This is a genomic window from Polaromonas sp. (assembly GCF_010365105.1).
Taxonomy (GTDB): Bacteria; Pseudomonadota; Gammaproteobacteria; order Burkholderiales; family Burkholderiaceae_C; genus Polaromonas.
In genome coordinates this window covers 78,377-102,971 of sequence record NZ_JAAFGZ010000011.1, presented here as the reverse complement: position 1 = coordinate 102,971, position 24,595 = coordinate 78,377, and the positions used below count along the sequence as shown (strand labels likewise).

The window sequence follows — 24,595 nt, the reverse complement described above, 5'->3', positions numbered from 1 at the left end:
GAGAATATTGTGAAAAAATCCATATTTAAATTTTTAGGATTATTATTAATTGCTAGCCACGTTAAAATAGGTTTTGGCCAAAATTCTCAAATAACCGTGCAACTTGTTGACAAGCAAAAAACATCAGTTACCGGAATAGTAATTCTTAACCCAGGTTATCTCCGCCTAGGCAAAACCAAGTCTAACGGAGAATATAAATTTAATCATAAATGTAAAGATGGCCAAACGTTCAAGGCTGAACCAGAAGACAGAGCAAAGTACTATGATTCTGAAGAACAATTTTGTAGTGAAAAAGTTATACTTGAATTTTTCCCAAGACCACAGACGCTCTTTGGGATGACAGACTCCGTCTATATCCAAGAGGTTACTATTCCTACAAGCACTGTAAAAGGGAAGATATATGCGGGAGTATTTGGAGAAGTGGATGATAAGATAGAGCCTGTAACCGATGGAGACAAGGAAAAGTGTAAATTAACAATTGATACAAGTATAAAACTAGGGCTTTATACCGTTAATACAGGGTATTGGAGTATTGTCTCTAGTGGATTACCTCAAGACAACTTTCAAAAAAACGACGCAATTTATTTATTTCCTAGTTCATGCCAAAACTCAATGCAACAAATTGGCGAGATAAAAAAGAAAGCAAACTTCGAGCTTAAATCTGGAGTTTCTGATTATTTCATTGTGAATTCAAAACAAATTGGCAATGCTGTGGTCAAAGCGGCGAAAATATCTCCTTAATCCTTAGCCCATTGGGCGGAGCTATATTGTGGTAGCACTGCATGCATCTGGATGCCGGGGTATTTGATGATTTGGCGGCATGGCCCTGCCGGCTCCAAAGAACGCTTGACAGAGCGAGAAGGTCAAGGGCCAGTCTGGTTTCGTCCGGCATGAGCGCTTCCCATAAAAAAACAGATATTTGAACGAAAACCTGACCAGCATGACTGTAGGCAGGCGCCTTACTTAAAATCCCGTCACCGCCCCTGTTCTGCTCACCGTTTGCGTGGCATTAAACGCGACGCGTTCAGCTAAAGAAGCAACTGTGCTCATCGCGGTCAACTGCTCCCAAGAATTCCTTCAAGGTGTTCACCTTTGCTTTGGGCTCGTAACTGTGCCACTTCAGGTCTGAGCGCATCCAGAACACTTTCCAGATGCCCTTTGTTCGCACGAAAGTCGCCTTGGCCACGGGGGATTCATGCCGAACGCAAGCGTCTTTCCTGTCGGGTCGAATTTCAAAAATCTCGACGCTCCGCCCCTCGATTCTGTAGCCAATGTCGAGCTGGCCTCGGATATGTAGTGGAGGCCGGCGGCGGGCTATGAATTCCGTTAGCGATTTTTCACAACGCTTGCATTCGAGTTCAGTCAAATCCAAAGTCACAGCCCTTGACGAAGCATCAGATGAAGCCCGAGTTCATGGCCAACGTTGGGATGGGGCACTTTTTCATAGGGCGGCTTGGGCCACACCCAGTCTTGCGCAGGAAAGAGCGCCCGCATGGCGTTGATGTCGCAGTGATAAGGCGGCCCCTGAATGAGCCCCTCTTCGGTCGCTTCCGGTCGAATCATCTGCATGAACAGTGCCCAAATACTGCCCTGGGAGCCACTTTTGAAGCTGCCTGGCGTACTCCACCCAATGGTCAGGATGAAGCGCGCACAGGCAGGTCTGCTCGTAAATGGCATCAAACGGCTTGTCCGGCTGATATGCCAAGACATCTGCCCGCAAGACCTCGGCCATCAAGCCTTGGGCCGACAACAGAGCCCGGGTCCGCTCGACCGCTGCCGGGGTGTAGTCGATGCCGACCACGTCAAATCCTTGCCGAGCCAGTTCGGCCACTTCCCAGCCGCTGCCACAACCGGGAACGGCAATCCGGCATGGCTTTAAGGCCTCACTGTCCAGCCATGCCAGCAGCTGGGGACTTGCTGCACCGCGGTCCCAGCCAGTTTGCTTTTTCTCAAAACGCTCTTGCCAGAAATCAGTGGTGGGTCCTGCCATGTTGGGTGCTCGGTCTTTCTTTTGGGAAAATTGAAATTGCTGTCGGCAGTGTACGGTTGGGCCACCCAACAGGTTTGGCGCCCGCACTGGCAACACGCTGTTTTATCACCGGCGTGAAGCTCGGGATGGCTATTCAAGCGATGCAGGCTGGGCGCAACCGCCTGGCTTGAAAATGCGCTTCGTCGAGGCTAGATTACTTTCAAGCTTGCATGCCGGTCGTCTGGGCCTGGCGACCAGTTCGCCCCCGCAGTTGGGACAGATGCCCATCAGCACCGTCTGTGCGCAGGAAACGCAGAAAGTGCATTCAAACGAGCAGATGCGGGCCTCGCTGGATTCCGGTGGTAGGTCACGGTCGCAGCATTCACAGTTCGGTCGAAGTTCAAGCATGGCTGCATTCTGGATTCAAAAAGACATATAAATATAAGGACTGACAGGGAGCAGAACTGAGTTGGAAGCACCAGGATTAAAAATCCAACCGGTACGAACTTCATGCGCTTATTGGCGACCATCGTGCCAGCAACAAGGCCGCACCTAGGCAAGCCATGCGCTCGGTCTCGGTTAGGCTAATTCCGGGGCACCTGCTCGACGCAGCTCGCCAGCCGGGCATCCCCGCCCCATGCCTGGTACGCGGCTTGCGCTTTTGCGGTCGTCGCCGCTTCGCTGTGGCTGTCAAACTTCTCTGCAGCATCTTTGAAAAACACCCACAGCACATGGGGCGCATCCACCTGGCCTGCAAAACGCTCGAGGCGTGTCACGTTGTCTTTGAGTGGCAAACCGGCGGCGAGCCGCGCCAGCGCGACGCTGCCCTCCCCAATGCGCGGACCCGCGTCGCCGACCACGAACGGCACGGCAATGCGCCGGTTGACGTTGTACGCCACGCCAAACGACCCCATCGCGACGCCTTTGGCGAGAAGACTGCGCGGCGCGACGGCAGCGGCAATACTAAGCGGATTCACGTAGCGCGTCTGCTCCGCTTCGTCAGCGAAAGAACGGTCGGCCAGCGTGGTCGGCGAGACATAAAAGCCCGAGCCGTCCTTCTGCAGCACGGGCACGACGGATTGAATGGCGCGTCCGTTGACCCTGGCCGAGCCTCGGCCCAGGATGCCGTACCAGTTCACGACGCCGACCGACGGATTGGTCCAGCCGGCTGCGCCGATTCGCCCCACGTCCCGCATGAAACGTCCGGTGCACGTCGCGTTGCTCTCGGAGCCTTCATACGAGTTGCCGTCCAGCAGGTATACCCGCCCGGCATTGCACAGGTGGATGAGCGAGCCGGCCTCCGCGTTACGCGGATGGTAGGCGCGTGCATAGCCATCAATGTTGATGTTGAGCTTGGCGAACGCGGCAACACCTCCATCAGAAAGCAGCCATGCGCGGCGCAAACCGCCTAGGTTGGACGCCAAGGAGCCATCACATTCGGCCGCTAGCACCGGGGCCAACATTGAGCCCAAGCATGCTGCAATGAAAATGCGCTGGCGAAGTAATGTGCGACCGTGAAGCCTCATGGCTGAGCCTCTTTCTGCCAGGTTGCTTGAACAAGGATGCTACGCCGCTAAGGGTCAATGGGCAACAGCCGCAACTGGTTGATGAGAGAACAATGGACAAAATATGGCTTTCACTATGCCAAGGGGTGAATAAGCCCCCGGAACTGTGCCTTCAACCACCATCACGTCAACGCCCGTTATTACGGCGTTGCCCGCGCGCCGTAGGTGATGGACTGCACCACACCCGCAGGAAAGCGCACCGTCGCGACGAGATTGCCGGGACCACGGTCGTACAGCCATTCATCGACCACTAGGCAAGGAACGACCGAGCTGGCAAACGGCTCGGGCACAAGCTGGAATCCAGGGTAATAGTAGACCGGCGCACAGTAGGAATCCTGAAGCAACGGCTCCCCGCAGTGGTAGCGGACAGACAGGCGCGAGTCGCCTGTTTCAACGATGTGGCCATTGCACCGCAGCGTTTCCGCATACGCAGGCGGGTACAAGGAGGAAACGACAGCGGCAAGGGAAATGCGGACAAGGAGTTTCACGCGCACTACTTTCGCACTAAGGGGCCACACAGCGCAATGGACGGTCACTTTACCCATGGGAGCGAGCATGCCACTTTTTTGCATCTGGCCCGACGAGCATGTTCAAACCGAATTCCGTGGATTTATAAACCAAACGATGAACGGCAGAGCCGTGCCAGGCGGCCATCGGCCTCTTCGCTACCCCACGTCACTCCTGCTGGAGGGTCCTTTCCAGCCGCTGAAGGTCAAACCCTTTGCGTGTCAGCCGACCCAACAATGCATCGTACGCGGCAGAGTCGACCTTCATGCTTCTGGACAAAATCCACAGGTACTCTCGCTTGGGCTCGCTGACGGCCACGAGCTGGTAAGCCGGGTCCAGGTCGATGACCCAGTGGTCGCCCCACACCATGGGAAGGAAGGACAGCCAGGCCGGGGCGAAACGAACCTCCAGTTTTGAAGACGTCGCATCCCCAATCTGCCGGCCGCTGCCGAGCGCTTCCTTCATCTCACCGCTGCCTTGCCGGCAGCGGTTGATAACCTGCACACCGCCGTCGGGCTGCAAGGAGTCAATGGAGCGACCAACGCGCTGGCCTTGCGCAGGTCTGGCCCTTGGCAGGTTCACAATGCATTGACCACCCAGCCAGCCTTCGATGTGTTGCGCATACTGCCGCACCCCTAGCTGGTCAATATTCAATCGGCGCCAACACCTGTCGGACACACCGCACCTTTGGAGCGTAATATGGAGTTTAGTTTTATCAGCTTCGCTTGATTAACTGATGTTGCCCACCGTGAACTCCGGCGGCTACCCGCCAAAATAAGCAGTTCGTCGTCGTCGCTGTTTAACTAACTGCGGAGGCAACTCCTCGCCGTGCAAACCTCTTAAATCTAAGGACTATATGAACATTGGAATCATCGGGGCCGGCCACATCGGCAGCGCCCTCGCTGTGCGGCTCGTCAGCCTCGGACACTCGGTTTACATCGCCAACTCGCGCGGGCCTGAAACGCTGAAAGACGTGGCCCAAAAAACCGGCGCCAAGCCGGTTACGGCCCAGGAAGCGGCCCGCCACGGCGAAATCATCGTGGTCACCATTCCGCTCAAAAACATCCCCGACCTGCCCAAAGACCTGTTCGCGGGCGTGGCGGCCGACGTGCCGGTCATCGACACGAGCAACTACTACCCCATGCTGCGCGACGGCCAGATGCCGGAGCTGGAAACTGGTGACCTCACTGAAAGCGAATGGGTGCAGCAGCACCTAGGCCGCCCGGTGGTGAAGGTATTCAACAACATCTACGCCGACCACCTCCAAAACAAGGGCCTGCCCGCCGGCTCGCCCGGCCGCATCTCCCTGCCGGTGGCCGGCGACGATGCGGCGGCGAAGCAAAAAGTCATGGCCCTGGTTCAGGAACTGGGCTTTGACGCCGTGGACGACGGCAGCCTGCACGAGTCGTGGCGGCAGCAACCCGGTACCCCCTCCTACGGCGCCGACCTGCCCGCCGACAAACTGCGCGAGCATCTCACCAGTCTGGGCACCCGACGCACCGAGGCGCAACACGCCGAGTACCTGGCCAACCACGCCAAGCAGGAACAGGCAATGGCTGCGCAAGGCAACAACCTGAAGTAGAGGCCTCCCGAATCACCGGCTAGCCGGAGTCGATGACCGTAACGTGGCGCCATCCCGAATAGGCCGGTGCAACTTGGTACAGACGGTGAGTAAACGCCACGCCGGCAATCTCCACTTTCAGTTCATCAGCCACGGTGAAGTCCGAGATGCCTTGGCGCCCTGGCGGGTGTTCCTGGGCAAAGTAGACCTCCCGCTCGGCTCCAAACTTGGCACGCCACAGGCGCATGCGTCGCTGCAGGGTCCGCAGCACGCTTGTGTCCCACTGGCCGGGATAGCGGCGCTGGAGTTCTTCGAGCAGGGTGACGGCGTTGAGCCGGGCATCGGTTTGCAACAGTGGGATGACTTCGCTGTCCAAAACCGCACTCAGCGGGTCTTCTCGGGTGCGCCAGTTCCGCTCGGGACGCTGGGAGGGCAGGCTTTGCGCGTCTTCAATACGCCGGGCGCTTCGCTCGCTGATGCCCGCTTTGGCAGCAGAGGCTACTTGACTTAGCTTGATTCGGTGTTGCTTGTACTTGTGCACTTGGTGGTCCGTGATTCTCTTGCCGGGCATGCCGCCTACCTTCGATGTGTGTTCGAAGGTTCAACGGTAGCCCCGCCTCCCGGACCCGCCCGGTGTAGGCCTCTAACCAACCACGGTAATTGTCGTCAACCAGCTAAACGTGATTCGCGTCTGAGGCTGCATGTGGCTGTGACGTCACACTACTCTTCTGTGATGCTTCTTCTTTAGCCTTTTTGTTCGCCATATGACGACCAACAACGCAGCCACCAACCGCACCGAGCACGGAATGGTGTCCTGCGACATGTCCGGCTACAGCCCCCACCGCAGCGCCCTTGAGGCAACCTTTGGCGCTAGCTGCGCCAGTTGTGAGTGCGAGAACGGTGGCAAGGGTGACGCAAGAAATAAGGTGGGTTGAACGCATTGAAATATTACTTTCGTAGTGGTGATTTTTGGATGAAATGAGAGTTCCCATGCACCGAACTTAAACCTTCTCAGGAAGTTTAGCGCGGTACTGCCCCTGCATGGCCAACATCCATCCTGGGTATTCCGGTGGCAGAGCACTTGCCTCATCCAGCACCTGCAACGCCTCTTCTTTCTGCCACCAAAGTTGGTGTCCTTGTACACCGGCGCGACGGTTCCTCAGCAGGCGACCTCAGCCTCCTCACATTCCATAATCCACCGTCAAATCAAAAATTCAGGTTGCTATACGACTCGTATGACGAAATTCGTCATCTTGATAGAACCAATTTTGAGGACAACACATGCAAGTTTTTGGAAACGTGGCTTCACCGCCTGAACGCAAGGTGAGCAAGAGCACCAACAAGGGTTATTACGAATTCCGATTGGCAGAGAGCCAAAGGGGCTTGGATACGGGCCCGACCTGGTTCACCATAAGAATGATGGTCGACGAAAACCCGCAGCTTAACAAAGGAGACTTCGCCAGGGTTACCGGAAAATTGAAAACGGACTTCTATCTTTCACGCGAAGGCAAGCCCACTGGGACGCTACTCATCATTGCTTTTGAAGCCACCAAGGTCTCCAAGGTAGCAGCATCGCAGGATATGGATAAATCAGCTGGCCCTGCTGCTATCAAAGAAGCAGTCAAAGAAAAGGCTCACGCAGCTCAGCAGGTGCTCCCTCAGGCCACTGCGCCGGTAAAGCCGCCGATACACGCACCGGACCGGCAGGAAGCAGCGGTAGCGCAGGAAGAGTCGGATTGGTCAACTCTATACAGCTGACAGGGTAACGAAGGTAACGGGAGTGGTTCGACGAACAACAATAATTTGATTTTAAAAAGCCACCCTTATACGGTGGCTTTTTCTTTTACTTGTACCCGTAATATTGACGCAAATCTCCAATACGTAAATTACATAGACTGCAAATTATGTTGATTTCCCAGTGCCGGTTGTCTTGGGCAGTTTCGGGAATTTGACACGTCCCTTCCCAGGCTGCCATGAATGCGCATCAATTGGGAAAAACTTCACCTTTCGGAATTCGTCCATCAAGGCGTCCAACGGAACATCGGCAGAACCGTACCCATCCGTTATCGAACCTTCGCCGCTGGCATGACCAAGGATGCGCTGGAGATATTTTGTTTCCACGCGCGCATTCGTCATCGCATCTTTCATGGTGTGGCGAAAGGAATAAAGCACTTTTTTGGGCTCATGGATACCCAATATCTTCGTTTTATAACGCCCAAAAAACTTGGAAAATGCACCCGAAAGCTTGTCATGCCAGTCATGGCTCAACGATGGAAACAGTGAGACTTCGCCTTTTTCTCGAACGGAATCCATGTAGCGAAACAGCCCCAGGTTAATAAGTTCGGTTGCCAGGGGCACTTTCCGAATGGAGGTTCCATTTTTAAGGAGTCGCCATTGCAGTTGAGCTTTGCCGTCGATATTTGATTTCTTTTTCTCGGCTTTCTGCTCTTCAGAAAACAAATCATCGTCTTGAGACGGACGGTCGATGATGTTGAAATACCAGCCATGCTCAGGGTCCTGCACCACATCGGCAAGGGCCAAACCAGCAATTTCTTCAGTCCGCGCACCGGTGTAATACATAAGTATTGGAATCCAGTAGGTCGCCTCTCCTGCCTGGCCCTGCGAGCGCAGTTGCTGGTGGTTAAAAATCGGCGATGAAAAAATGTTCCCCAAGTCAGCATTGTCAAAAGGCAATCGACGCTTCTCGCGCTTTTCAAAGCTGTTCTGCTTCAAGCCCAAGGTGTCTGCGGCTGGATTGATGGAGAGCACACCCCTGCCCTTGACGACCTTGAAAAGGGACTTGATTTTGGCCAACCGCTCATTGAGTGTGATGACGGCAAGACCGCGTGCAGCCATCACATCCACAAACTTTCGCATCAGCTCAGGAGTGAGCTCGCCGGGCTGGTCTACACCATTTTCGGTGGCGAACCGCTGAAGCTCACGCCATGGTGTCTGAGTGGCAATAGCGGTACTTTTCGGCCGATTGCTAACGTAGTCGCGCCAGGCAATGAATACCGCATCCCAATCGGGCCCCTGCTTTGACGATTTGCCGTCTTCGTTTGTAGCAACCTCCTTGGGCGTTAGCACTTCGGGTGCCACGTCGTTGGTTTTAACGACCTGTCCGCCTTGTCGGGCGCGCTGGTGGTCCAAAGAGGTCACGACGGCACTAAGGAAGGCCGCACCGGCTCGCTTGGACTCCTCGGGTGACATTTCGACATCCAGCCCGCAAAGGTGAATAAATCCGTGCATGGCGGGCAAAATTTTGTCGGACCGACCCGTGGCCAGCATTCGACCCAATTGGGCACGTTGCTCCTCCAGCCGCGCCCCCAGTTCGTCGAACTCGTCGTCGTCGAGCCCCTCACTTCGCTGGCGCTCGTCATTGAGCAACACCTGCCGAACCCAATGGTCCGCCAACGCATTCAGTTGCTCGTTGGACAAGGAATCGAGCTTCTTCCTAGAGTAGGACGCCTGTTTTTGCTGTAACGCAGCAAGTTTCTGGGCAAACTCAGCATCAATCCGATTTATTTCGACTTTGAGGCGTTGTTTGGCCACGCGCAGGTCGGACGTGCCTAGACTGCGAACAATGTGCGTTTTTTTAGGGGGATACGCCGCCAAGAGTGCGGCGGGTATACGGCGACGGCAGTATTTGATGCCGTTAATGCCGCGTTCATAAAGATTTTCTGAGATTGCTTTCACGTTCCTGCTCCACGTAGTTGTGTGACAGGTCGTGTAACAACCAGAATTTATATCTGGCGGTAAGTGCTTGATTCATAAAGAAATCAAACACTTACATGAACGCTAAGTATGAATGGGGTGGCTGATGGGGCTCGAACCCACGACAACAGGAATCACAATCCTGGACTCTACCAACTGAGCTACAGCCACCGTAACTTCAAATTATAGCGTTAAAGAGAGCATGATTTACCTGCTTTGGACAGCTTCCGCATTTGGCTGAACAACTGCGGGCTTGGCTACCAGTATCTCTGCCTTGAATCGATCCTTCAAACCATTGTAATAAGCCAGCGTTTCGGCAGATGTCCACTGTTGGCTGTACTGGTTGCGCTCTTGCAGGGCTGTTGCGTCGGCTGGTTGGTCACGCGGCACAACCTTGTTGACCTTGATGATGGCATAGCCCTGTGAACCCAAGTCGACTCCCGTAAAAAATGGCAAAACGTTGCTGTCACCACGCAGCGCAGCATCAACAAGTGGCGCTGGCAACTGCTGGTTCTGTTCACGCGATACCAGTATCGGCAAGGCCAAGGCCGCCGCAGCGGGTGCGGCCTTCCAGGCCGCAAGTTTGGCAACTCCATCCTTGCGGGCCTCTTCGGCACCGTGCTTCGCCAGCCAGCGCTGGCGCACGATGCCTCTGACCTCGGTCAAAGGCAAGGTTTGCGCCGGGGTGTACTGGACAATGCGTCCTGACACCAACTGGTTGGAGCCCACCTCAACGGCTTCGGTGTTGCGTTTTTTCTCGGTTGAATCAGGTGAGAAAAGCGCATTGAGAAACTTGGTATTTGCCAGCGGACCGGTTGCGCCTGCAGCTGGCTGACGCAGTACGTTCCCAGCGGTTTTGATTTCAAGTTTCAAACGATCAGCCACAGGCTTCAAGCTGTCGGACTGTTCATACACACCATTTGAAAAGGCTTCAGCGGTTTCAGAGAATTTCTTTTGTGCCTGCTGCTTCTTCAGGTCCGCTTCAAGCGTAGGCTTCATTTCTTCAAAACTTCGTTGTTTGGGCACCTTGATGTCGGTCAGCTTGATAATGTGGTATCCAAAGTCAGACGCGACCACATCGCTGATATCACCCTTTTGCATCGAAAAAACAGCGTCTTCAAATGGCTTGACCATGGCGCCTCTGCCAAAAAAGTCAAGATCGCCACCGCTGGGCGCAGAGCCCGGATCCTGCGAGTTTTTTCGGGCAACGTCAGCGAAGGTATCAGGGGCTTTTCGAACACTTGCGAGCAATGCCTCAGCTTTTGCCTTCGCTTCCTCACGCTGAGCAGCTGGCGCGCTGACCGGAGCGGTAATCAGGATGTGGCTGGCCCGACGCTCTTCCGTGCCACTCAAATGTTTCGCGTTCTGCTCGTAATAAGTCTTGAGGTCCGCTTCATTGACCGTAATACCTTTGGTCAACGTGTCGAGGTCGAGCAGAACATATTCGATGCTGGCTTGTTCGGGTGCCTGGAAAAGGTTTTCATTGGCCTTGTAGAACTGCTCGATGTCGGATTCTGACGGAATGAGCTTTGCGGCGTAATCAGCAGCGTTGAATCGTGCCAGCTGGATCTCCCGCTTTTCAAAAAAAGCGTTCAATGCGAGGTCAGCTGCCACACTGGAAGTCAAGCCGCTGTTGGCGACACCCGCCAGAACCTGTCGCCGGGACAAATCAGACCGCACATTGGCTTCAAACATTTCCGGACTCAAACCCTGGGCACCGAGCAATTGGCGATAGCGCTCCATGTCAAGCGAACCATCGGCGCGACGCAAGGCGGCAATTTCAGGACTGCTCTGCAATTCCCGCGCAAGATGCTGGTCGCTGGTGGAGAGCTTGAGTTTTTCAGCAGCCACGGCAACCACGCGGTCACGAACCATGCGTTCCAGCGTGGCATAGCGTGCCTCAGGTGTATCGAGCAGTTTGGCATCCAGCGTCGGCATGGAGGCGCGCAGACGGTCGACTTCTTTAAGATGCTCCCGATCCCATTCAGGCTGGCTAATTTCAGTGCCGTCCACCTTGGCCACCACACGGCCTTTTTCAGCGGAAGGATTGCTGTTCATGCCAACCAGTATGAAGGACGGTACGATCAGCAAAAACAGCAATGCCATTGTCCATTTGGTGTGCTTGCGAATGAAATCAAACATCTTCGAATTTCCTGTATGACGGCCCGAACGGGCACAACAACGAAAAAAGGCGAACCCTGGTTCGCCTTTTCTTTTTAGTGGGTGGTGGGTGCTGACGGACTCGAACCGCCGACCTACGCCGTGTAAAGGCGCTGCTCTACCAACTGAGCTAAGCACCCCACTGTACAAACATTACATCAGTTCAGCGCATCCTTGAGCGCTTTGCCTGGACGGAATTTAGGAACCTTGGCTGCCTTGATTTTAATCGCATCGCCAGTCCGGGGATTTCGGCCCGTCCGTGCTGCACGTTTACCAACAGCAAAGGTACCAAAACCCACCAGAGACACAGAGCCTCCTTTTTTCAGCGTGGCCTTCACCGCGCTGATGGTGGACTCCAGAGCACGCGTTGCCGCAGCCTTGGAAATGTCGGCATTCTGGGCAATGTGCTCAATCAATTCAGTCTTGTTCACAAAAAACACCTCGTCATTTGATCAGTTGTTCTGGTTGGCTTGATACCTGTTTCCGCGACAAACGGAAGTGCGATGTCGGAAGGACCGCCAGGACAGTTTGGCATCTGGATCCATTAAAGCCATGGACTTCCAAGCTGTCAACATGACGCAAGTATTTAAGCGGTGGAGCAGAATTCTAGCTTTGTTTTGGTGAATTCTGATTGTGTTGCCAGGCATGCGCTTTAATTTTCATGCTTGACAACATGCATTTTTACCCGTTAGCCAACACTTGCGCGATGGCTTTACCAATGTCCATCGTACCCGCCTGACCTCCCAGATCAGGCGTGCGTGGCGCACCGCTCTCGGGACTGAGAACCTGTTCAATAGCGGCAAGAATGCCATCATGGGCGTCCTTGTATCCCAGAAATTCCAGCATCATGGCACCGCACCAGATCTGGCCGATGGGATTGGCAATGCCGCGCCCGGCAATGTCTGGCGCCGAGCCATGGACCGGCTCGAACAGCGAAGGAAACTTGCCCTCCGGATTAAGGTTGGCGCTGGGCGCAATGCCGATGGTTCCCGTGCAGGCAGGCCCCAGATCACTCAGGATGTCCCCAAACAAATTGCTGGCCACAACCACGTCAAAAAAGTCCGGTCGTTGCACAAAATGCGCGGTCAGGATGTCGATGTGGAACTTGTCGAGCTGGATCGCCGGATAGTTTTTTGCCATTTCTGCAACACGTTCATCCCAATAGGGCATCGAAATGGAAATACCGTTGGATTTGGTCGCGCTGGTCAGATGTTTTTTGGGTCGCGTCTGCGCCAGCTCAAAGGCAAACTTCAGCACCCGATCAACGCCGATGCGTGTAAACACCGACTCCTGCAGCACAAACTCCCGTTCGGTGCCCGGAAATGCCCTGCCGCCGATGCTCGAATATTCACCTTCGGTGTTTTCACGCACGATGTAGAAATCAATCTCTCCTGGCTGGCGCGGACTACCGTCTCGCCGCACGACCGGCGCGATGATGCCAGGCATGAGCCGTGCAGGCCGCAGGTTGATGTACTGGTCAAATTCGCGACGGAACAGCAGCAGCGAACCCCAGAGCGACAGATGGTCGGCAATCTTGTCGGGCCAGCCTACTGCGCCAAAGTAGATTGCGTCATGTCCCCCAATCTGGTCTTTCCAGTTGTCGGGCAGCATCTTGCCGTGTTTTTCAAAATAGTCCCAGCTGGAAAAATCGAAATGATCAAACTGCAGGTCAATCCCGTATTTGACCGCTGCGGCTTCCAGCACACGAATGCCTTCAGGCATGACTTCCTTGCCGATGCCATCGCCCGCGATGACGGCGATTCTTTTTTTATCAAGTGTTTTGTTCATGGTGTTTTCCTTTGGTTCAGTTTTGAAAAATTCGAGTGCCTGCGCCAGCACTTGCTCCGGGGCCTCTTCCACCATGTGGTATCCGCACGCAACGCTTGCGCCGGATAGATCGCTGACGCGTTCCCGCCACAGCTGTGCAGGATTTTGGCGGGACTGTAGACGTCACTGGAAACGAAGCCTTCAAACATGGATAAGCCTAAATTTTTATCCGTTTTAAGCAGATTGCATGCGCCACAACCTGGCAGGATTTTGTCGCAATAAAATAGATGGTTCAAGCAATAATTTGGCAACAAATAATTTCTATTGAGGCAACAATGGAACGCAGCGATCTGGAACTGGTAGTGGCGGTACGCGACCATGGCAATATGGCCGCAGCCGCGCGCAGCCTGAATCTGGCGCCGCCTGTCGTCACCAAGCGGCTAGCGGCACTGGAGGCACGGCTGGGACAGCGGCTGTTCCAGCGGACCACCCGGCGTGTCAGCCCCACGGCAGAGGGCGAAACCGTCTATGAACGGGCCTTGGCGTTGCTGCAGGGCTTCGACGCGCTTGAGGCCGAGCTTCAGGAGCGCAAGGCCGAGCCTTGTGGCTTGATACGGCTGGCCGCGACCTTTGGCTTTGGACGCCTGTGGCTGGGGCCGGCGCTGGCCCTGTTCCAGGAACTCTATCCGCGCATCGACATCCAGCTGCAGCTCACCGAGCAATTGCCTGACCTTGCAAGCGAAGGATTTGATGGCGCCATCTGGCTGTGGCAGGTCCAAGGCAGGCAGGCGGCCCAATGGGTGTCACGCCGGCTGGCGCGCAACCAGCGCGTATTGGTAGCGTCGCCCGAATACCTCCGGCTGCAGGGTGAACCGTTGACGTTGAATGCATTGCATGACCATGCCTGCCTGATCGTGCGTGAAAACGCCCCTGCACAGAGCCAAAGCTTCGGCACCTGGACGCTGCACAAAGGCAACAGCAAAACACACGAACAGGTCAGGGTGCGCGGTCCGTTGTCTAGCAATTCCGGAGAACTTGTGCGTGACTGGTGCCTGGACGGGCGCGGCATCATGCTGCGCAGCCTGTGGGATATCGAACCCTGGCTGGCTTCTGGCCAGCTGGTGCGGGTGCTGGATTGCTATGCAATGCCGGATGCCGACATCCACTGGCTGGCACCTTATCGCACGGATTCGCCCCGCCGCATCCGGCTGCTGATCGACTTTCTGGTCATGCAATTCCAGGACGAGCCCTGGAAAATTACGCAGCCTGCGGCTTAGCGGGCCGCACCACCAGGCTGACGCCCAGGGCTGTGAGCGCCGTGCCTGCCACGGTCGCCAGCGTGATGGCTTCTCCAAACAATAACCAGGCCATCACGGCCGTGGTGGGCGGCACCAGGTAAAGCAGGCTGGTGACCGCCGTGGCCGCGCCGCGCTGGATCAGCAGGTACAGCAGCGAACTGCCGCCCAGCGTCAGCGCCAGCACCGCCCAGGCCATGGCGCCGATGAATTCAGCATTCCAGACAATCGCCTCGGTTTCCAGGAAGGAAAACGGCAGCGTGACCAGCAAGGCGGCGGCCAGTTGTATAGCATTGGCGGTGCGCACGTCGGTCGGCTGGACAAAATGCTTCTGGTACAGGGTTCCCACGGTAATGCAACCCAAGGCAAATACCGTACAGCCCAGCGTGAGCGCGGTCACTTCGCTGCCGCTGCCGAATTTGCGCGCCACCACCAGCAGCAAGCCGCCCAGCCCCAAAGCCAGCCCGGCCCACTGGCGGGGCGTGACCTGCGTTTTTGTCGCTGTGGAAGAACCCGATGCGCTGGCCCATGAAAGCCACAGCGCAGTCAGCACCGGCTGCAGTCCAACGATCAATGCCGCCAAGCCAGAGCCCATGCCGCTTTTCACCGCGACCCAGACCCCACCGAGGTAGCCGGCATGCATCAGCACACCGCTCAAAGCCAGGTGCAGCCACTGCTGGCGCGCGCGCGGCCAGCGGGCGCGGCTGAAACCGATCCAGATCAAAAAGCAGGCAATGGAAAACGCATAGCGCAGCACCAGAAAGGTCAGCGGCGGCGCGTACGGCAGGCCGAACTTGGCCACGATGAAGCCGGTGCTCCAGATCAGCACAAACACGGCGGGCATGGCCCGGATCAGGGGACTGGAGGGCGGCGAAAGACTCACAACCGGCTTGCGTCAGGAAACATTCATTTGGCCCGAGCGCGAATTTCAGGAATCGCTTTTTGCAGGTAATAGGCCATCGACCAGACCGTCAGGATGGCGGACAGCCAGATCAGCCAGGTTCCCCAGACGGGGGTGTTGATGATGCCGAACAGGCGGCCGTCGTAAAGCAGGAAAGGAATCGCGATCATCTGCACTGTCGTCTTGACTTTGCCGAGCATGTGAACCGCCACGCTGCGCGAGGCGCCGATCTGTGCCATCCATTCGCGCAGCGCAGAAATGGCGATCTCGCGGCCGATGATGATGAGCGCCACGAATACATCGGCCCGTTGTAGATGCACCAGTACCAGCAGCGAAGCGCAGACCAGGAACTTGTCGGCCACCGGGTCCAGGAAAGCACCAAACGACGATGTCTGGTTCAGCTTGCGTGCCAGATAACCGTCAAGCCAGTCGGTGGCGGCAAACACGACGAACATCACCGTGGCGATCAGGTTGCGTTCAGCCGCAGGAATGTTCAGGTAAAAGACTCCCACGATCAGCGGAATCGCGATGATGCGAGTCCAGGTCATTATGGTGGGGATGGTCAGGAACATGGCACCGATTTTGGCATGAGCGGCAGACCGGCTGCGTAAGCGATGCGGCCGTCCTGTGCGCGACAAGCAGCGCCGCGTTGCGCCGTCAATGCAGCGCCCGGTAGATTTCCTCGGCCAGTTCGGTGGAAATGCCATCGACCATGGCGATGTCCTCGACGCTGGCCGAGGCGATGCCGCGCACGCCGCCAAAGCGCTGCAGCAGGCTGGCGCGCTTTTTCGGACCAATGCCGGCAATGTCTTCGAGCCGGCTGCCGCCCACCCGCACCTTGGCCCGCTTGGCGCGCATGCCGGTGATGGCGAAGCGGTGCGCCTCGTCGCGAATCTGGGCGATCAGCATCAGTGCTGCCGAGTCGCGGCCCAGGTAAACCTTTTCCCGGCCGTCGGCAAACACCAGCTCTTCCAGCCCGACCTTGCGGCCCTCGCCTTTTTCAACGCCGGCGATCAACCCCAGGTCCAGCCCGAGTTCGACAAACACCTCGCGCGCCATCGAGACCTGGCCCTTGCCGCCGTCGACCAGCACCAGGTCGGGCAGCATGGCCTCGCCATTGCGCGCTGCCTCGGCCAGCTTGCTGTAGCGCCGCGTGAGCACCTGGCGCATGGCGGCATAGTCGTCGCCGGGGGTGATGCCTTCGATGTTGTAGCGGCGGTATTCGCTGTTCTGCATCTTGTGTTCCTTGAAGACCACGCACGACGCCTGGGTCGCCTCGCCCGCCGTGTGCGAAATGTCAAAGCACTCGATGCGCAGCGCGTCCAGGTTGTCCATCGGCAATTCCAGCGCTTCGGCCAGTGCCCGGGTGCGGGCCTGTTGCGAGCCCTGCTCGGCCAGCAGCCGCGCCAGTTGCAGGCCGGCATTTGTCTGCGCCATTTCCAGCCACACGCGGCGCTGCTCGCGTGGCTGGTGAATCGCGGCGACGCGGCTGCCGGTCTGGTCGGCCAGCGCAGCCATCAACTCCTTGTCCACCGGCTCGCTGACCACCAGCGTGGGCGGCACCGGCACATCGATGTAGTGCTGGGCAATGAAGGCCTCCAACACCAGTGCCTCCAGCGATTTTTCCTTCAGCGCAACCGCTGGCGAATCGGGCTCGGCATCCAGCGCAGCCACGTCGGCGGCATGCTCCACATGCGTCGGAAAATACGGCCGGTCGCCCAGATGCCGGCCACCGCGCACCATCGCCAGGTTGACGCAGGCCTTGCCGCCCTGCACTTTCACCGCCAGGATGTCCACATCTTTGTCACCGCCAATTTCCATCGACTGCTGGTGCAGGATTTTCGACAGGGCCGACATCTGGTTGCGCAACTCGGCGGCCTGCTCAAACTCCAGCCGGTCCGAATGCACCAGCATTTTCTTTTCCAGCTCACCCAGGATTTCCTGCGTCTGGCCCTGCAGGAACCGCTCGGCATTCGCCGTGTCCAGCGCGTACTGCTCGGCCGACAGATGACCCACGCACGGCGCCGAACAGCGCTTGATCTGGTACAGCAGGCAGGGCCGCGTGCGGTTGTTGAACACCGTGTCTTCACAAGTGCGCAGCCTGAACACCTTTTGCAGCAAAAGAATGGTGTCCTTGACGGCCCACGCGCTGGGATAAGGGCCGAAATAACGGTGCTTTTTCTCGACCGCGCCCCGGTAGTAGGCAATGCGCGGAAAGGCGATGGCTGAAGGCGCGCCACCCTCGGGCCGCGGCTGGGCTGCGGTCAGCTTCAGGTATGGATAGCTCTTGTCGTCCCGGAACAGGATGTTGTACTTCGGGTGGAGCGTCTTGATCAGGTTGTTTTCCAGCAGCAGCGCCTCGGCCTCGGAGCGCACCACCGTGGTTTCCATGCGCACGATCTTAGTGATCATGTGGCCGATCCGGGTGCCGCCATGGTTTTTCTGGAAATAGCTGGTGACGCGCTTTTTCAGGTTGCGCGCCTTGCCGACATAGAGCACGCTGCCCTGCTCATCGAAATAGCGGTAAACGCCTGGCAAGGGCGGCAGTGCCGCCACTTCGCTGAGCAGTTGGGGGTCGAATTCGTGGGTTGGGGTCATGGTGTCAAGGTTGCGGGATGGCCGTATTGTGGACAATCCTTTCATGAATCACCGCCTGCAATGGGACATTTTTTGCAAAGTCATCGACAACTACGGGGACATTGGCGTGTGCTGGCGTCTGGCGGCCGACCTGGCGACGCGCGGCCACCGGGTGCGCCTGTGGGTGGACGACGCTGGCGCGCTGCAATGGATGGCGCCTGGCGGTTGCGACAATGTTCAGGTTGTTGCCTGGACACAGCCTTTCGACCTCCAGGCTGCGGATTTGGCCTCGCAGCCCTGCGATGTGCTGATCGAAGCGTTCGGATGTGATGCAGATCCTGAATTCATAGCTGCTTGTGCAGACCAGCAAAGCGCAAACGGCCTGAAACCCGTATGGATTAACCTGGAATACCTGTCTGCTGAGGCGTATGTCGAGCGTTGCCATGCCCTGCCCTCGCGGGTCCAGCGCGGCCCGGCGGCGGGCTGGAACAAATGGTTTTTCTACCCGGGCTTTACAGCAGCCACCGGCGGCCTGTTGCGCGAGCCCGGACTGGCCGACCGGCAGGCCCGCTTTGACCGGCAGGCCTGGCTGGCCGCGCAAGGCATTGCGTTCAGGGGGGAAAGGCTGGTTTCGCTGTTCTGTTACGAACCCGGCGCGCTGCCAGGCCTGCTGAAGCAGATGGATCAGCACGGCCTGGACGGCGAGCCGGTGCACCTGCTCGTTGCGGCCGGCCGGGCAAGCCATGCCGTTCAAGCCACTTTTAATGACAAAACAGGTCTGTTGCGCAATACCAGCGGGCACAAGCAGCTATCAATTTCATATCTGCCGCAGTTGACCCAGAATGAATTCGACCATCTCCTGTGGGCCTGCGACCTGAATTTCGTGCGCGGCGAGGACTCGCTGGTGCGCGCCCTCTGGGCCGGCAAACCGCTGGTCTGGCAAATCTATCCGCAGGACGATGCAGCGCACCTGGCCAAGCTGGACGCCTTTCTCGACCTGCTTGAAGCGCCGCCTTCGCTGCGCCGCTTTCACCAGGCGTGGAACCGGGTGGGTGCCGGTGATGAAGCGGCACTTGACGGGCGGCGCGACCTGCAGGACTGGCAAGCCTGCGTTCGGAGCGCCCGCGAGCGCTTGATGCACCAGAACGACCTGTGCACCAAGCTGCTTAGCTTTGTGGCAAAAAACCGCTAAAATCATGCGTTTTGCGGTCCGGCCTGTTGAGGCAAGACGCATGAATGGCCTGAAAACCGGCCCTGTCACTGGTGCTGTCACTGCCCCCGTAACCGGTCCTGGTTTTGGTCTTATAACCCGCCGCAGAACCTGCACCACAGCCGCACAGGGTCAGCGGTCCAACACACTGAAATTGCTATGAAAATCGCTCAAGAAATCCGCGTCGGTAACGTCATCATGCACGGCAAGGACCCGATGGTCGTGCTGAAAACCGAATACAGCCGCGGCGGGCGCAACTCCGCCACCGTGCGCATGAAGCTGAAAAGCCTGATTGCCAGCTTCAACACCGAGCAGGTCTTCAAGGCCGACGACAAGCTCGACCAGGTTTTCCTGGACAAGAAGGAATGCACCTATTCCTACTTTGCCGACCCGATGTACATCTGCATGGACGCCGATTACAACCAGTACGAAGTCGAAGCCGAAAACATGGGCGACTCGCTGAACTACCTGCAAGACGGCATGGAACTCGAAGTCGTTTTCTATGACGGCAAGGCGATTTCGGTCGAAGTGCCCACCAGCGTGCAGCGCGAGATCACCTGGACCGAGCCCGCCGTCAAGGGCGACACGTCCGGCAAGGTGCTCAAGCCGGCCAAGCTGGCCACCGGTTTTGAAATCGGCGTGCCAATCTTCGTGGCCCAGGGGGACGTGGTTGAAATCGACACCCGTACCGGCGAATACCGCAAGCGTGTCTGATCCGGCATCATCCTGCCCCGCCAAAAGGCTCCCATTGGGAGCCTTTTTTTATTTCCCCGCACCAAGCGCGACACAAACCGTCTTTATGATGGTTGCGTTACCCGTCGCTTTCCTTACCTTGCCTAACGCGTGACCGGGTGGTCAACCACCCGGTTCACGCCTCACCGAAACCCAAGCCCATGGAACAAACACAAGACTTATCCGAAGACCGGCTGGCCAATGCCTGGGCTGAACTGCATTCCCTATCCACTGACAGCGCGCCGCTGCGGCCCGACGCCAACCGTCTGGCCTTTGCCGATCCGGAATTCCTGCTGCGGCGCGAAACCCGCGCCATCCGCATCCAGCTTGAAATGCTCAAGCCCGAAATCGACCAGCAGGCCCAGGGCATTGAAAATACCATCGTGGTGTTCGGCAGTGCGCGCTTTCCGGCGCCTGAGCAAGCCCAGGCAGCGCTCGTCCTGGCCGAGCAAGGCGATGACGAAGCCGCGCTGGCACTGGCCCAGCGCCACATGCGCAATGCCGGGTATTACGACCAGGCGCGCCTGTTTGCACGCATCGTGGCGGGCTACAGCAACCCGCGTCCGTCGGCCGAGCAGTTGTTCATCTGCACTGGCGGCGGTCCCGGCATCATGGAAGCGGCCAACCGCGGCGCGCAGGAAATGGGCGCGCTGACCGTCGGCCTGAACATCGTGCTGCCGCACGAGCAAGGCTCGAACCCGTATGTTTCGCCATCACTGAACTTCAAGTTCCACTACTTTGCCTTGCGCAAGATGCATTTCATGATGCGTGCCAAGGCACTGGTGGCTTTTCCCGGCGGTTTCGGAACACTCGACGAGCTGTTCGAGGTCATCACGCTGGTGCAGACCAAGAAGGCCAAGCCCGTGCCGATCATTCTTTTTGGCACTGAATACTGGAAACGGCTGTTCAACTTCGACGTGATGATCGAGGAAGGCTCGATTTCACCGCAGGACCTGGACCTTATCCAGTATGTCGATGAGCCGCAGGCCGCCTGGGACACGATCAAGAACTTTTACGAACTTTGAGTTCCCTGCCCCGCTGGCAGAAACGGCGGCAGCCGGGCATCAGCCTGGCGTTTTGCCATGCGGTGCAGCGGCGATGCTGTCCCTGAGCAGCCAGGCCAGGCGCGAGCCCAGGCCCACCACGGCGCCTGTCGCCCAGAACACGCCGGCAATGCCGACCAGTGCACCGGCCGATCCGAACAGCATCGGCATCAGCACGCTGGAAGCGTTGATGGCCATCAGCCGCAGGCCCAGGGCCTCCCCATGCCGCGCCTCGGGCGTGATCTGGTGCAGCATGCTCATGATCATGGGCTGCACCATGCCCAGCGAAAAACCCAGCAGCACCGAGCACATCCCCATGCCGAGCGCCGAGCGTGTGAAGGGATAAATTCCAAACAGCAAGGCCGTTGCCAGCATCGAAGTGGCCAGCACCTTCCATTCCTTCAGGTGCGCGGCCAGCCATGGCATCAGCAGGCGAATGGCGGCGGCGGCCAGCGCAAAAGCGCCCAGGATCGTGCCGATCACCGAGGCGCTGATGCCGCGCTCGAAGCCCAGCACCGGCACGACGAAGGTGTGCACATCCCAGCACGATGACAACAACCAGTTCACGCACATCAGGCGACGAAACATCGGATCGCGCAGCAAATCCCATGCCTTGGGCCGTGTGCCATCGCTTGCAGCCAGCAAGGCAGGCAGTTCACGGGTTTGGCGTACCAGGAACCAGGTAACGAGCGGCAGCAGCGCCATCAGGAAAAACGCTGCCCGGTAACCCGTCAGGCTGCCCGGTGACGTGCCGGCATGGTCGATCAGCAGTCCGGCGGAAAACGGGCCGACAAAATTGGAGATGGCCGGGCCGATCGCCAGCCAGCTGAACACCTTGCGCAGTTGCAGAACGCCACCCGCCGCCCGCCCCACATGGCGCTGCAGGGCAATGGTGGCCACGCCAGTGGCGCCACCCGTCAGCAGCGCGGCCAGGCACAGCACCGGAAACACCGGGAAAGCGACGGCAGCGCCCGCCCCGGCCATGGCGGCAAGAACGCCGTAGCTGACCGGGCGCCGCAGGCCATGCCGGTCGGCAAAGCGGCCTGCCGGCAGCGCCAGAAACACCTGCGTCAGGGCAAACAGCGCCAGCAGCACGCCCACGGCCGCGGGGCTGTAGCCTTCGCGAAGCGCCAGCAGGGGCGCTGACATGCGCGTGCCGGCCATGCAGGCGTGCAGACAGACCTGCGCCAGGATCAGTCGGGCCAGTTCGGGCGTCATGCGGCGGCGGCGCTCACTCCGGCTCCAGTTCCTTGTCCAGCGGAATCAGCCGGACCGCTTCCGAGTCAGGCAGGGCCTCGACATTGCGCAACGCCTTGCCCATGACCCGGCTGCGCTGCTCGGCGCTGCTGAGCGTGTTGAGGACGGTTTCGGTCTGCGACTTGACCTTGGCCAGCACGTCGCCGAACTTGCCGAACTCGGTCTTGACCGCCCCCAGCACCTGCCAGACTTCGCTGGAACGCTTCTCCAGCGCCAGCGTGCGAAAGCCCATTTGCAGGGAGTTGAGCATGGCCAGCAGTGTGGTCGGGCCGGCCAGCGTGATGCGGTGCTCGCGCTGCAGGCATTCGATCAGGCCCGGACGGCGCAGCACCTCGGCATACAGGCCCTCGGTCGGCAAAAACAAAATGGCAAAGTCGGTGGTGTAGGGCGGCTCGATGTATTTTTCAGAGATTGATTTCGCCTCAAGCCGGATGCGCATTTCCAGCGCCTTGCCGGCACTCTCGGCGCCCGGCCCGTCAGCGCGCTGCTGCGCATCGAGCAGGCGTTCGTAATCTTCGTTCGGAAACTTCGCATCGATGGGCAGCCACAGCGGCTCGCCCGAATCGGACCGGCCCGGCAGCTTGATGGCGAAATCGACCGGGTTCTTGCCGCCGCGCCGGGTCACGACCTGCGCGGCGTACTGCTCCACGGTGAACACCTGCTCCAGCAGCGCGGCCAGCTGGGCTTCGCCAAAAATGCCGCGCGTCTTCACATTCGTCAGCAAATGCTTGAGGTCGCCCACGCCCTGCGCCAGCGTCTGCATTTCACCCAGCCCCTTGTGCACCTGTTCGAGCCGGTCGGCAACCTGCTTGAAGCTCTGGCCCAGCCGCGCTTCCAGCGTGTTCTGCAGTTTTTCATCGACGGTTCGGCGCATTTCATCGAGCTTGGCTGAATTGGTCTGCTGCAGCTGCGCCAGCTGGTGCGCCAGCGTTTCACGCACCTCGCCCATGCGACGGGCATTCGATTCACTGACCGACTGCAACTGGGTCGTCAACGTGTCGGACAGGCTTTGCTGGAGCACGCTGAGCTGGCGGGAAAAGGCATCGATCTGGGTGTTCTGCGTGCGCGTGGCTTCGGCGCTTTGCTGCACCAGCGTTTGCTGGAAGGTGGCCAGCGTCGAGGCCAGTTCCTGGCGGCTGCCGCGCGAGCTGTCGTTGATTTCGCGGCGCAGTTCGCGCTCCAGACGGTCGTTGATGTCGGCAAACCCGTTGAGCAGTTCGGCATGGCCTTCGGCAGAAACAGGAACGGGCGCCGGCTTGCGCACAAGCAGCCAGACCAGCAGCAGCAGGTTGGCCAGCAGCAGCGCCGCCGCCAGCCAGAATTCAAGGGAATAAGTCACTCTTTATTTGATAGCTGTCACTTCAGGATTCAAGGGCGTGAGAGGCTTTTTTCCTGTAAAAAAAGCAATCAGGTTATCGGCCGCCAGGCTGGCCATGGCCAGGCGCGTCGGCAGCGTGGCGCTGGCGATGTGCGGCGTCAGCACCACATTCGGCACGGTCAGCAGGTCGGGATGCACCGACGGCTCGCCCTCGAATACATCGAGGCCCGCCGCTGCAATGGTCTTGTTGCGCAAGGCCGCTGCCAGTGCCACGTCATCGACAATGCCGCCGCGTGCAATGTTGACCAGCGTCGCGGTCTGCTTCATCAGCGCGAGTTCGGCGGCGCCGATGGCGTGGTGCGAAGCCGGTGAATACGGCAGCACCAGCACCAGATGGTCGGCGGTCTTGAGGAGTTCTTCCTTGCCGACATAGCGGGCCTGGCATTCGGCTTCGAGCGCGGCGTCGAGCCTTGAGCGGTTGTGGTAGATCACCTTCATGCCAAAGCCAAGCGCGCCGCGCTTGGCGATGCCCTGCCCGATGCGGCCCATGCCCAAAATGCCCAGCACGCTGCCATGGATGTCGGAGCCGGCAAACATGTCGTAACTCCATTTCGTCCATTGCCCGGCGCGCAGGAAATGTTCGCTTTCGGTGATGCGCCGGGCCGTGGCCATCAGCAGCGCAAAGCCGAAGTCGGCGGTGGTTTCCGTGAGCACGTCAGGCGCATTTGTGGCCAGCACGCCGGCAGCGGTCATCGCGTTGATGTCAAAGTTGTTGTAGCCCACGGCCATGTTGGCGCAGATTTTCAGTTCCGGACAGGCAGCCAGCACGTCGCCGTCGATGCGGTCGCCGCCGGTGGTGAAGGCGCCGGCCTTGCCTTGCAAGCGCGCGATCAGATCGGCTTTGGACCAGATGCGGTCGTCCTGGTTGGACTCGACCTCGAAATGCTGTTCAAGCCGGGCAATGATTTCAGGAAAAACAGCGCGGGCAATCAGGATCTTGGGTTTGCTCATGGGAAGGC

Annotated in this window: 23 protein-coding genes, 2 tRNA genes and 2 pseudogenes; 7 read left to right on the top strand and 20 right to left on the bottom strand. The window is 58.2% G+C overall.

What is annotated here, in order from left to right; translation table 11 throughout:
* Positions 1-9 precede the first annotated feature (9 nt).
* Positions 10-741 carry a hypothetical protein gene (locus tag GZ092_RS09980; protein ID WP_293636239.1) on the top strand — a complete coding sequence of 244 codons (732 nt, stop codon included), beginning with the start codon at positions 10-12 and terminating at the stop codon, positions 739-741.
* A 283-nt stretch (positions 742-1,024) separates the two neighbouring features.
* Here GZ092_RS09980 and GZ092_RS09975 read toward each other — a convergent pair whose 3' ends face one another.
* From GZ092_RS09975 to GZ092_RS09950, 6 genes are all read right to left on the bottom strand, one after another.
* Complete coding sequence (locus GZ092_RS09975) at positions 1,025-1,186, bottom strand: DUF3024 domain-containing protein (protein ID WP_293636258.1); 162 nt, start codon at positions 1,184-1,186, stop codon at positions 1,025-1,027.
* Between the two features lie 255 nt (positions 1,187-1,441).
* Complete coding sequence (locus tag GZ092_RS09970) at positions 1,442-1,990, bottom strand: methyltransferase domain-containing protein (protein WP_293636238.1); 549 nt, start codon at positions 1,988-1,990, stop codon at positions 1,442-1,444.
* A gap of 129 nt (positions 1,991-2,119) precedes the next feature.
* On the bottom strand, positions 2,120-2,377 hold the full coding sequence (locus tag GZ092_RS09965) for a DUF1272 domain-containing protein (RefSeq protein ID WP_293636237.1): 258 nt from the start codon (positions 2,375-2,377) through the stop codon (positions 2,120-2,122).
* Between the two features lie 176 nt (positions 2,378-2,553).
* Entirely contained in the window at positions 2,554-3,393 is an 840-nt protein-coding gene (locus GZ092_RS09960; RefSeq protein WP_293636236.1) for a hypothetical protein, read from the bottom strand.
* A gap of 281 nt (positions 3,394-3,674) precedes the next feature.
* Positions 3,675-4,022, bottom strand: a complete 348-nt coding sequence (locus GZ092_RS09955; RefSeq protein ID WP_293636235.1) for a DUF2845 domain-containing protein — start codon at positions 4,020-4,022, stop codon at positions 3,675-3,677.
* Between the two features lie 187 nt (positions 4,023-4,209).
* Complete coding sequence (locus GZ092_RS09950; protein ID WP_293636234.1) at positions 4,210-4,695, bottom strand: lipocalin family protein; 486 nt, start codon at positions 4,693-4,695, stop codon at positions 4,210-4,212.
* Between the two features lie 199 nt (positions 4,696-4,894).
* On the opposite strand from GZ092_RS09950, the pseudogene GZ092_RS09945 reads away from it, so the two are divergent.
* A pseudogene (locus GZ092_RS09945) lies at positions 4,895-5,623 on the top strand (NAD(P)-binding domain-containing protein); the annotation flags it as partial.
* A 22-nt stretch (positions 5,624-5,645) separates the two neighbouring features.
* Here the strand turns inward: GZ092_RS09945 and GZ092_RS09940 are convergent.
* Together GZ092_RS09940 and GZ092_RS09935 are read right to left on the bottom strand one after the other, a co-directional pair.
* Positions 5,646-6,143 (bottom strand): annotated as a pseudogene (locus GZ092_RS09940) (IS21 family transposase); the annotation flags it as partial.
* Between the two features lie 133 nt (positions 6,144-6,276).
* Positions 6,277-6,543 carry a hypothetical protein gene (locus GZ092_RS09935; RefSeq protein ID WP_293636257.1) on the bottom strand — a complete coding sequence of 89 codons (267 nt, stop codon included), beginning with the start codon at positions 6,541-6,543 and terminating at the stop codon, positions 6,277-6,279.
* 340 nt (positions 6,544-6,883) lie between these two features.
* Here GZ092_RS09935 and GZ092_RS09930 point away from each other — a divergent pair, with 340 nt between their 5' ends.
* Positions 6,884-7,360 carry a hypothetical protein gene (locus GZ092_RS09930; protein ID WP_293636233.1) on the top strand — a complete coding sequence of 159 codons (477 nt, stop codon included), beginning with the start codon at positions 6,884-6,886 and terminating at the stop codon, positions 7,358-7,360.
* Positions 7,361-7,504: 144 nt separating this feature from the next.
* Here GZ092_RS09930 and GZ092_RS09925 read toward each other — a convergent pair whose 3' ends face one another.
* From GZ092_RS09925 to GZ092_RS09900, 6 genes are all read right to left on the bottom strand, one after another.
* Entirely contained in the window at positions 7,505-9,298 is a 1,794-nt protein-coding gene (locus GZ092_RS09925) for a DUF6538 domain-containing protein (protein WP_293636232.1), read from the bottom strand.
* A 113-nt stretch (positions 9,299-9,411) separates the two neighbouring features.
* Positions 9,412-9,487, bottom strand: a tRNA-His gene (locus GZ092_RS09920).
* Between the two features lie 36 nt (positions 9,488-9,523).
* On the bottom strand, positions 9,524-11,458 hold the full coding sequence (locus GZ092_RS09915) for a SurA N-terminal domain-containing protein (protein WP_293636231.1): 1,935 nt from the start codon (positions 11,456-11,458) through the stop codon (positions 9,524-9,526).
* A gap of 82 nt (positions 11,459-11,540) precedes the next feature.
* Positions 11,541-11,616: transfer RNA gene (locus GZ092_RS09910), tRNA-Val, on the bottom strand.
* Positions 11,617-11,634: 18 nt separating this feature from the next.
* Complete coding sequence (locus tag GZ092_RS09905) at positions 11,635-11,907, bottom strand: HU family DNA-binding protein (RefSeq protein ID WP_011801034.1); 273 nt, start codon at positions 11,905-11,907, stop codon at positions 11,635-11,637.
* 250 nt (positions 11,908-12,157) lie between these two features.
* Positions 12,158-13,264, bottom strand: coding sequence for a tartrate dehydrogenase (locus GZ092_RS09900; protein WP_293636256.1), 1,107 nt, complete (start codon positions 13,262-13,264; stop codon positions 12,158-12,160).
* A 314-nt stretch (positions 13,265-13,578) separates the two neighbouring features.
* Here GZ092_RS09900 and GZ092_RS09895 point away from each other — a divergent pair, with 314 nt between their 5' ends.
* Positions 13,579-14,520 (top strand): LysR family transcriptional regulator, encoded by a 942-nt coding sequence (locus tag GZ092_RS09895; RefSeq protein WP_293636230.1) that lies wholly within the window; start codon positions 13,579-13,581, stop codon positions 14,518-14,520.
* On the opposite strand, the gene GZ092_RS09890 is transcribed toward GZ092_RS09895, so the two are convergent.
* From GZ092_RS09890 to uvrC, 3 genes are all read right to left on the bottom strand, one after another.
* A complete protein-coding gene (locus tag GZ092_RS09890; RefSeq protein WP_293636255.1) occupies positions 14,501-15,382 on the bottom strand; it encodes a DMT family transporter in 882 nt (293 codons plus the stop codon). The two genes, GZ092_RS09895 and GZ092_RS09890, sit on opposite strands and share 20 nt — an antisense overlap.
* 62 nt (positions 15,383-15,444) lie before the next feature.
* Entirely contained in the window at positions 15,445-16,011 is a 567-nt protein-coding gene (gene pgsA / locus GZ092_RS09885; protein WP_293636229.1) for a CDP-diacylglycerol--glycerol-3-phosphate 3-phosphatidyltransferase, read from the bottom strand.
* 85 nt (positions 16,012-16,096) lie between these two features.
* Positions 16,097-18,037: an excinuclease ABC subunit UvrC gene (gene uvrC, locus GZ092_RS09880; protein ID WP_293636228.1), complete on the bottom strand. Its 1,941-nt coding sequence runs from the start codon at positions 18,035-18,037 to the stop codon at positions 16,097-16,099.
* Positions 18,038-18,080: 43 nt separating this feature from the next.
* Here uvrC and earP point away from each other — a divergent pair, with 43 nt between their 5' ends.
* From earP to GZ092_RS09865, 3 genes are all read left to right on the top strand, one after another.
* Positions 18,081-19,208 carry an elongation factor P maturation arginine rhamnosyltransferase EarP gene (gene earP / locus GZ092_RS09875; RefSeq protein WP_293636227.1) on the top strand — a complete coding sequence of 376 codons (1,128 nt, stop codon included), beginning with the start codon at positions 18,081-18,083 and terminating at the stop codon, positions 19,206-19,208.
* Between the two features lie 177 nt (positions 19,209-19,385).
* Positions 19,386-19,940, top strand: a complete 555-nt coding sequence (gene efp / locus GZ092_RS09870; RefSeq protein ID WP_029525317.1) for an elongation factor P — start codon at positions 19,386-19,388, stop codon at positions 19,938-19,940.
* Between the two features lie 179 nt (positions 19,941-20,119).
* Positions 20,120-20,983 (top strand): TIGR00730 family Rossman fold protein, encoded by an 864-nt coding sequence (locus GZ092_RS09865; protein WP_293636226.1) that lies wholly within the window; start codon positions 20,120-20,122, stop codon positions 20,981-20,983.
* Positions 20,984-21,022: 39 nt separating this feature from the next.
* Here the strand turns inward: GZ092_RS09865 and GZ092_RS09860 are convergent, their stop codons facing one another.
* Genes GZ092_RS09860 through GZ092_RS09850 form a run of 3 tightly spaced genes read right to left on the bottom strand, consistent with a single transcriptional unit; the run spans position 21,023 to position 24,587 of the window.
* On the bottom strand, positions 21,023-22,219 hold the full coding sequence (locus tag GZ092_RS09860) for an MFS transporter (RefSeq protein WP_293636225.1): 1,197 nt from the start codon (positions 22,217-22,219) through the stop codon (positions 21,023-21,025).
* A gap of 13 nt (positions 22,220-22,232) precedes the next feature.
* Positions 22,233-23,597 (bottom strand): DNA recombination protein RmuC, encoded by a 1,365-nt coding sequence (rmuC, locus tag GZ092_RS09855; RefSeq protein ID WP_293636224.1) that lies wholly within the window; start codon positions 23,595-23,597, stop codon positions 22,233-22,235.
* Positions 23,598-23,600: 3 nt separating this feature from the next.
* Complete coding sequence (locus GZ092_RS09850) at positions 23,601-24,587, bottom strand: D-glycerate dehydrogenase (protein WP_293636223.1); 987 nt, start codon at positions 24,585-24,587, stop codon at positions 23,601-23,603.
* Positions 24,588-24,595: the final 8 nt, after the last annotated feature.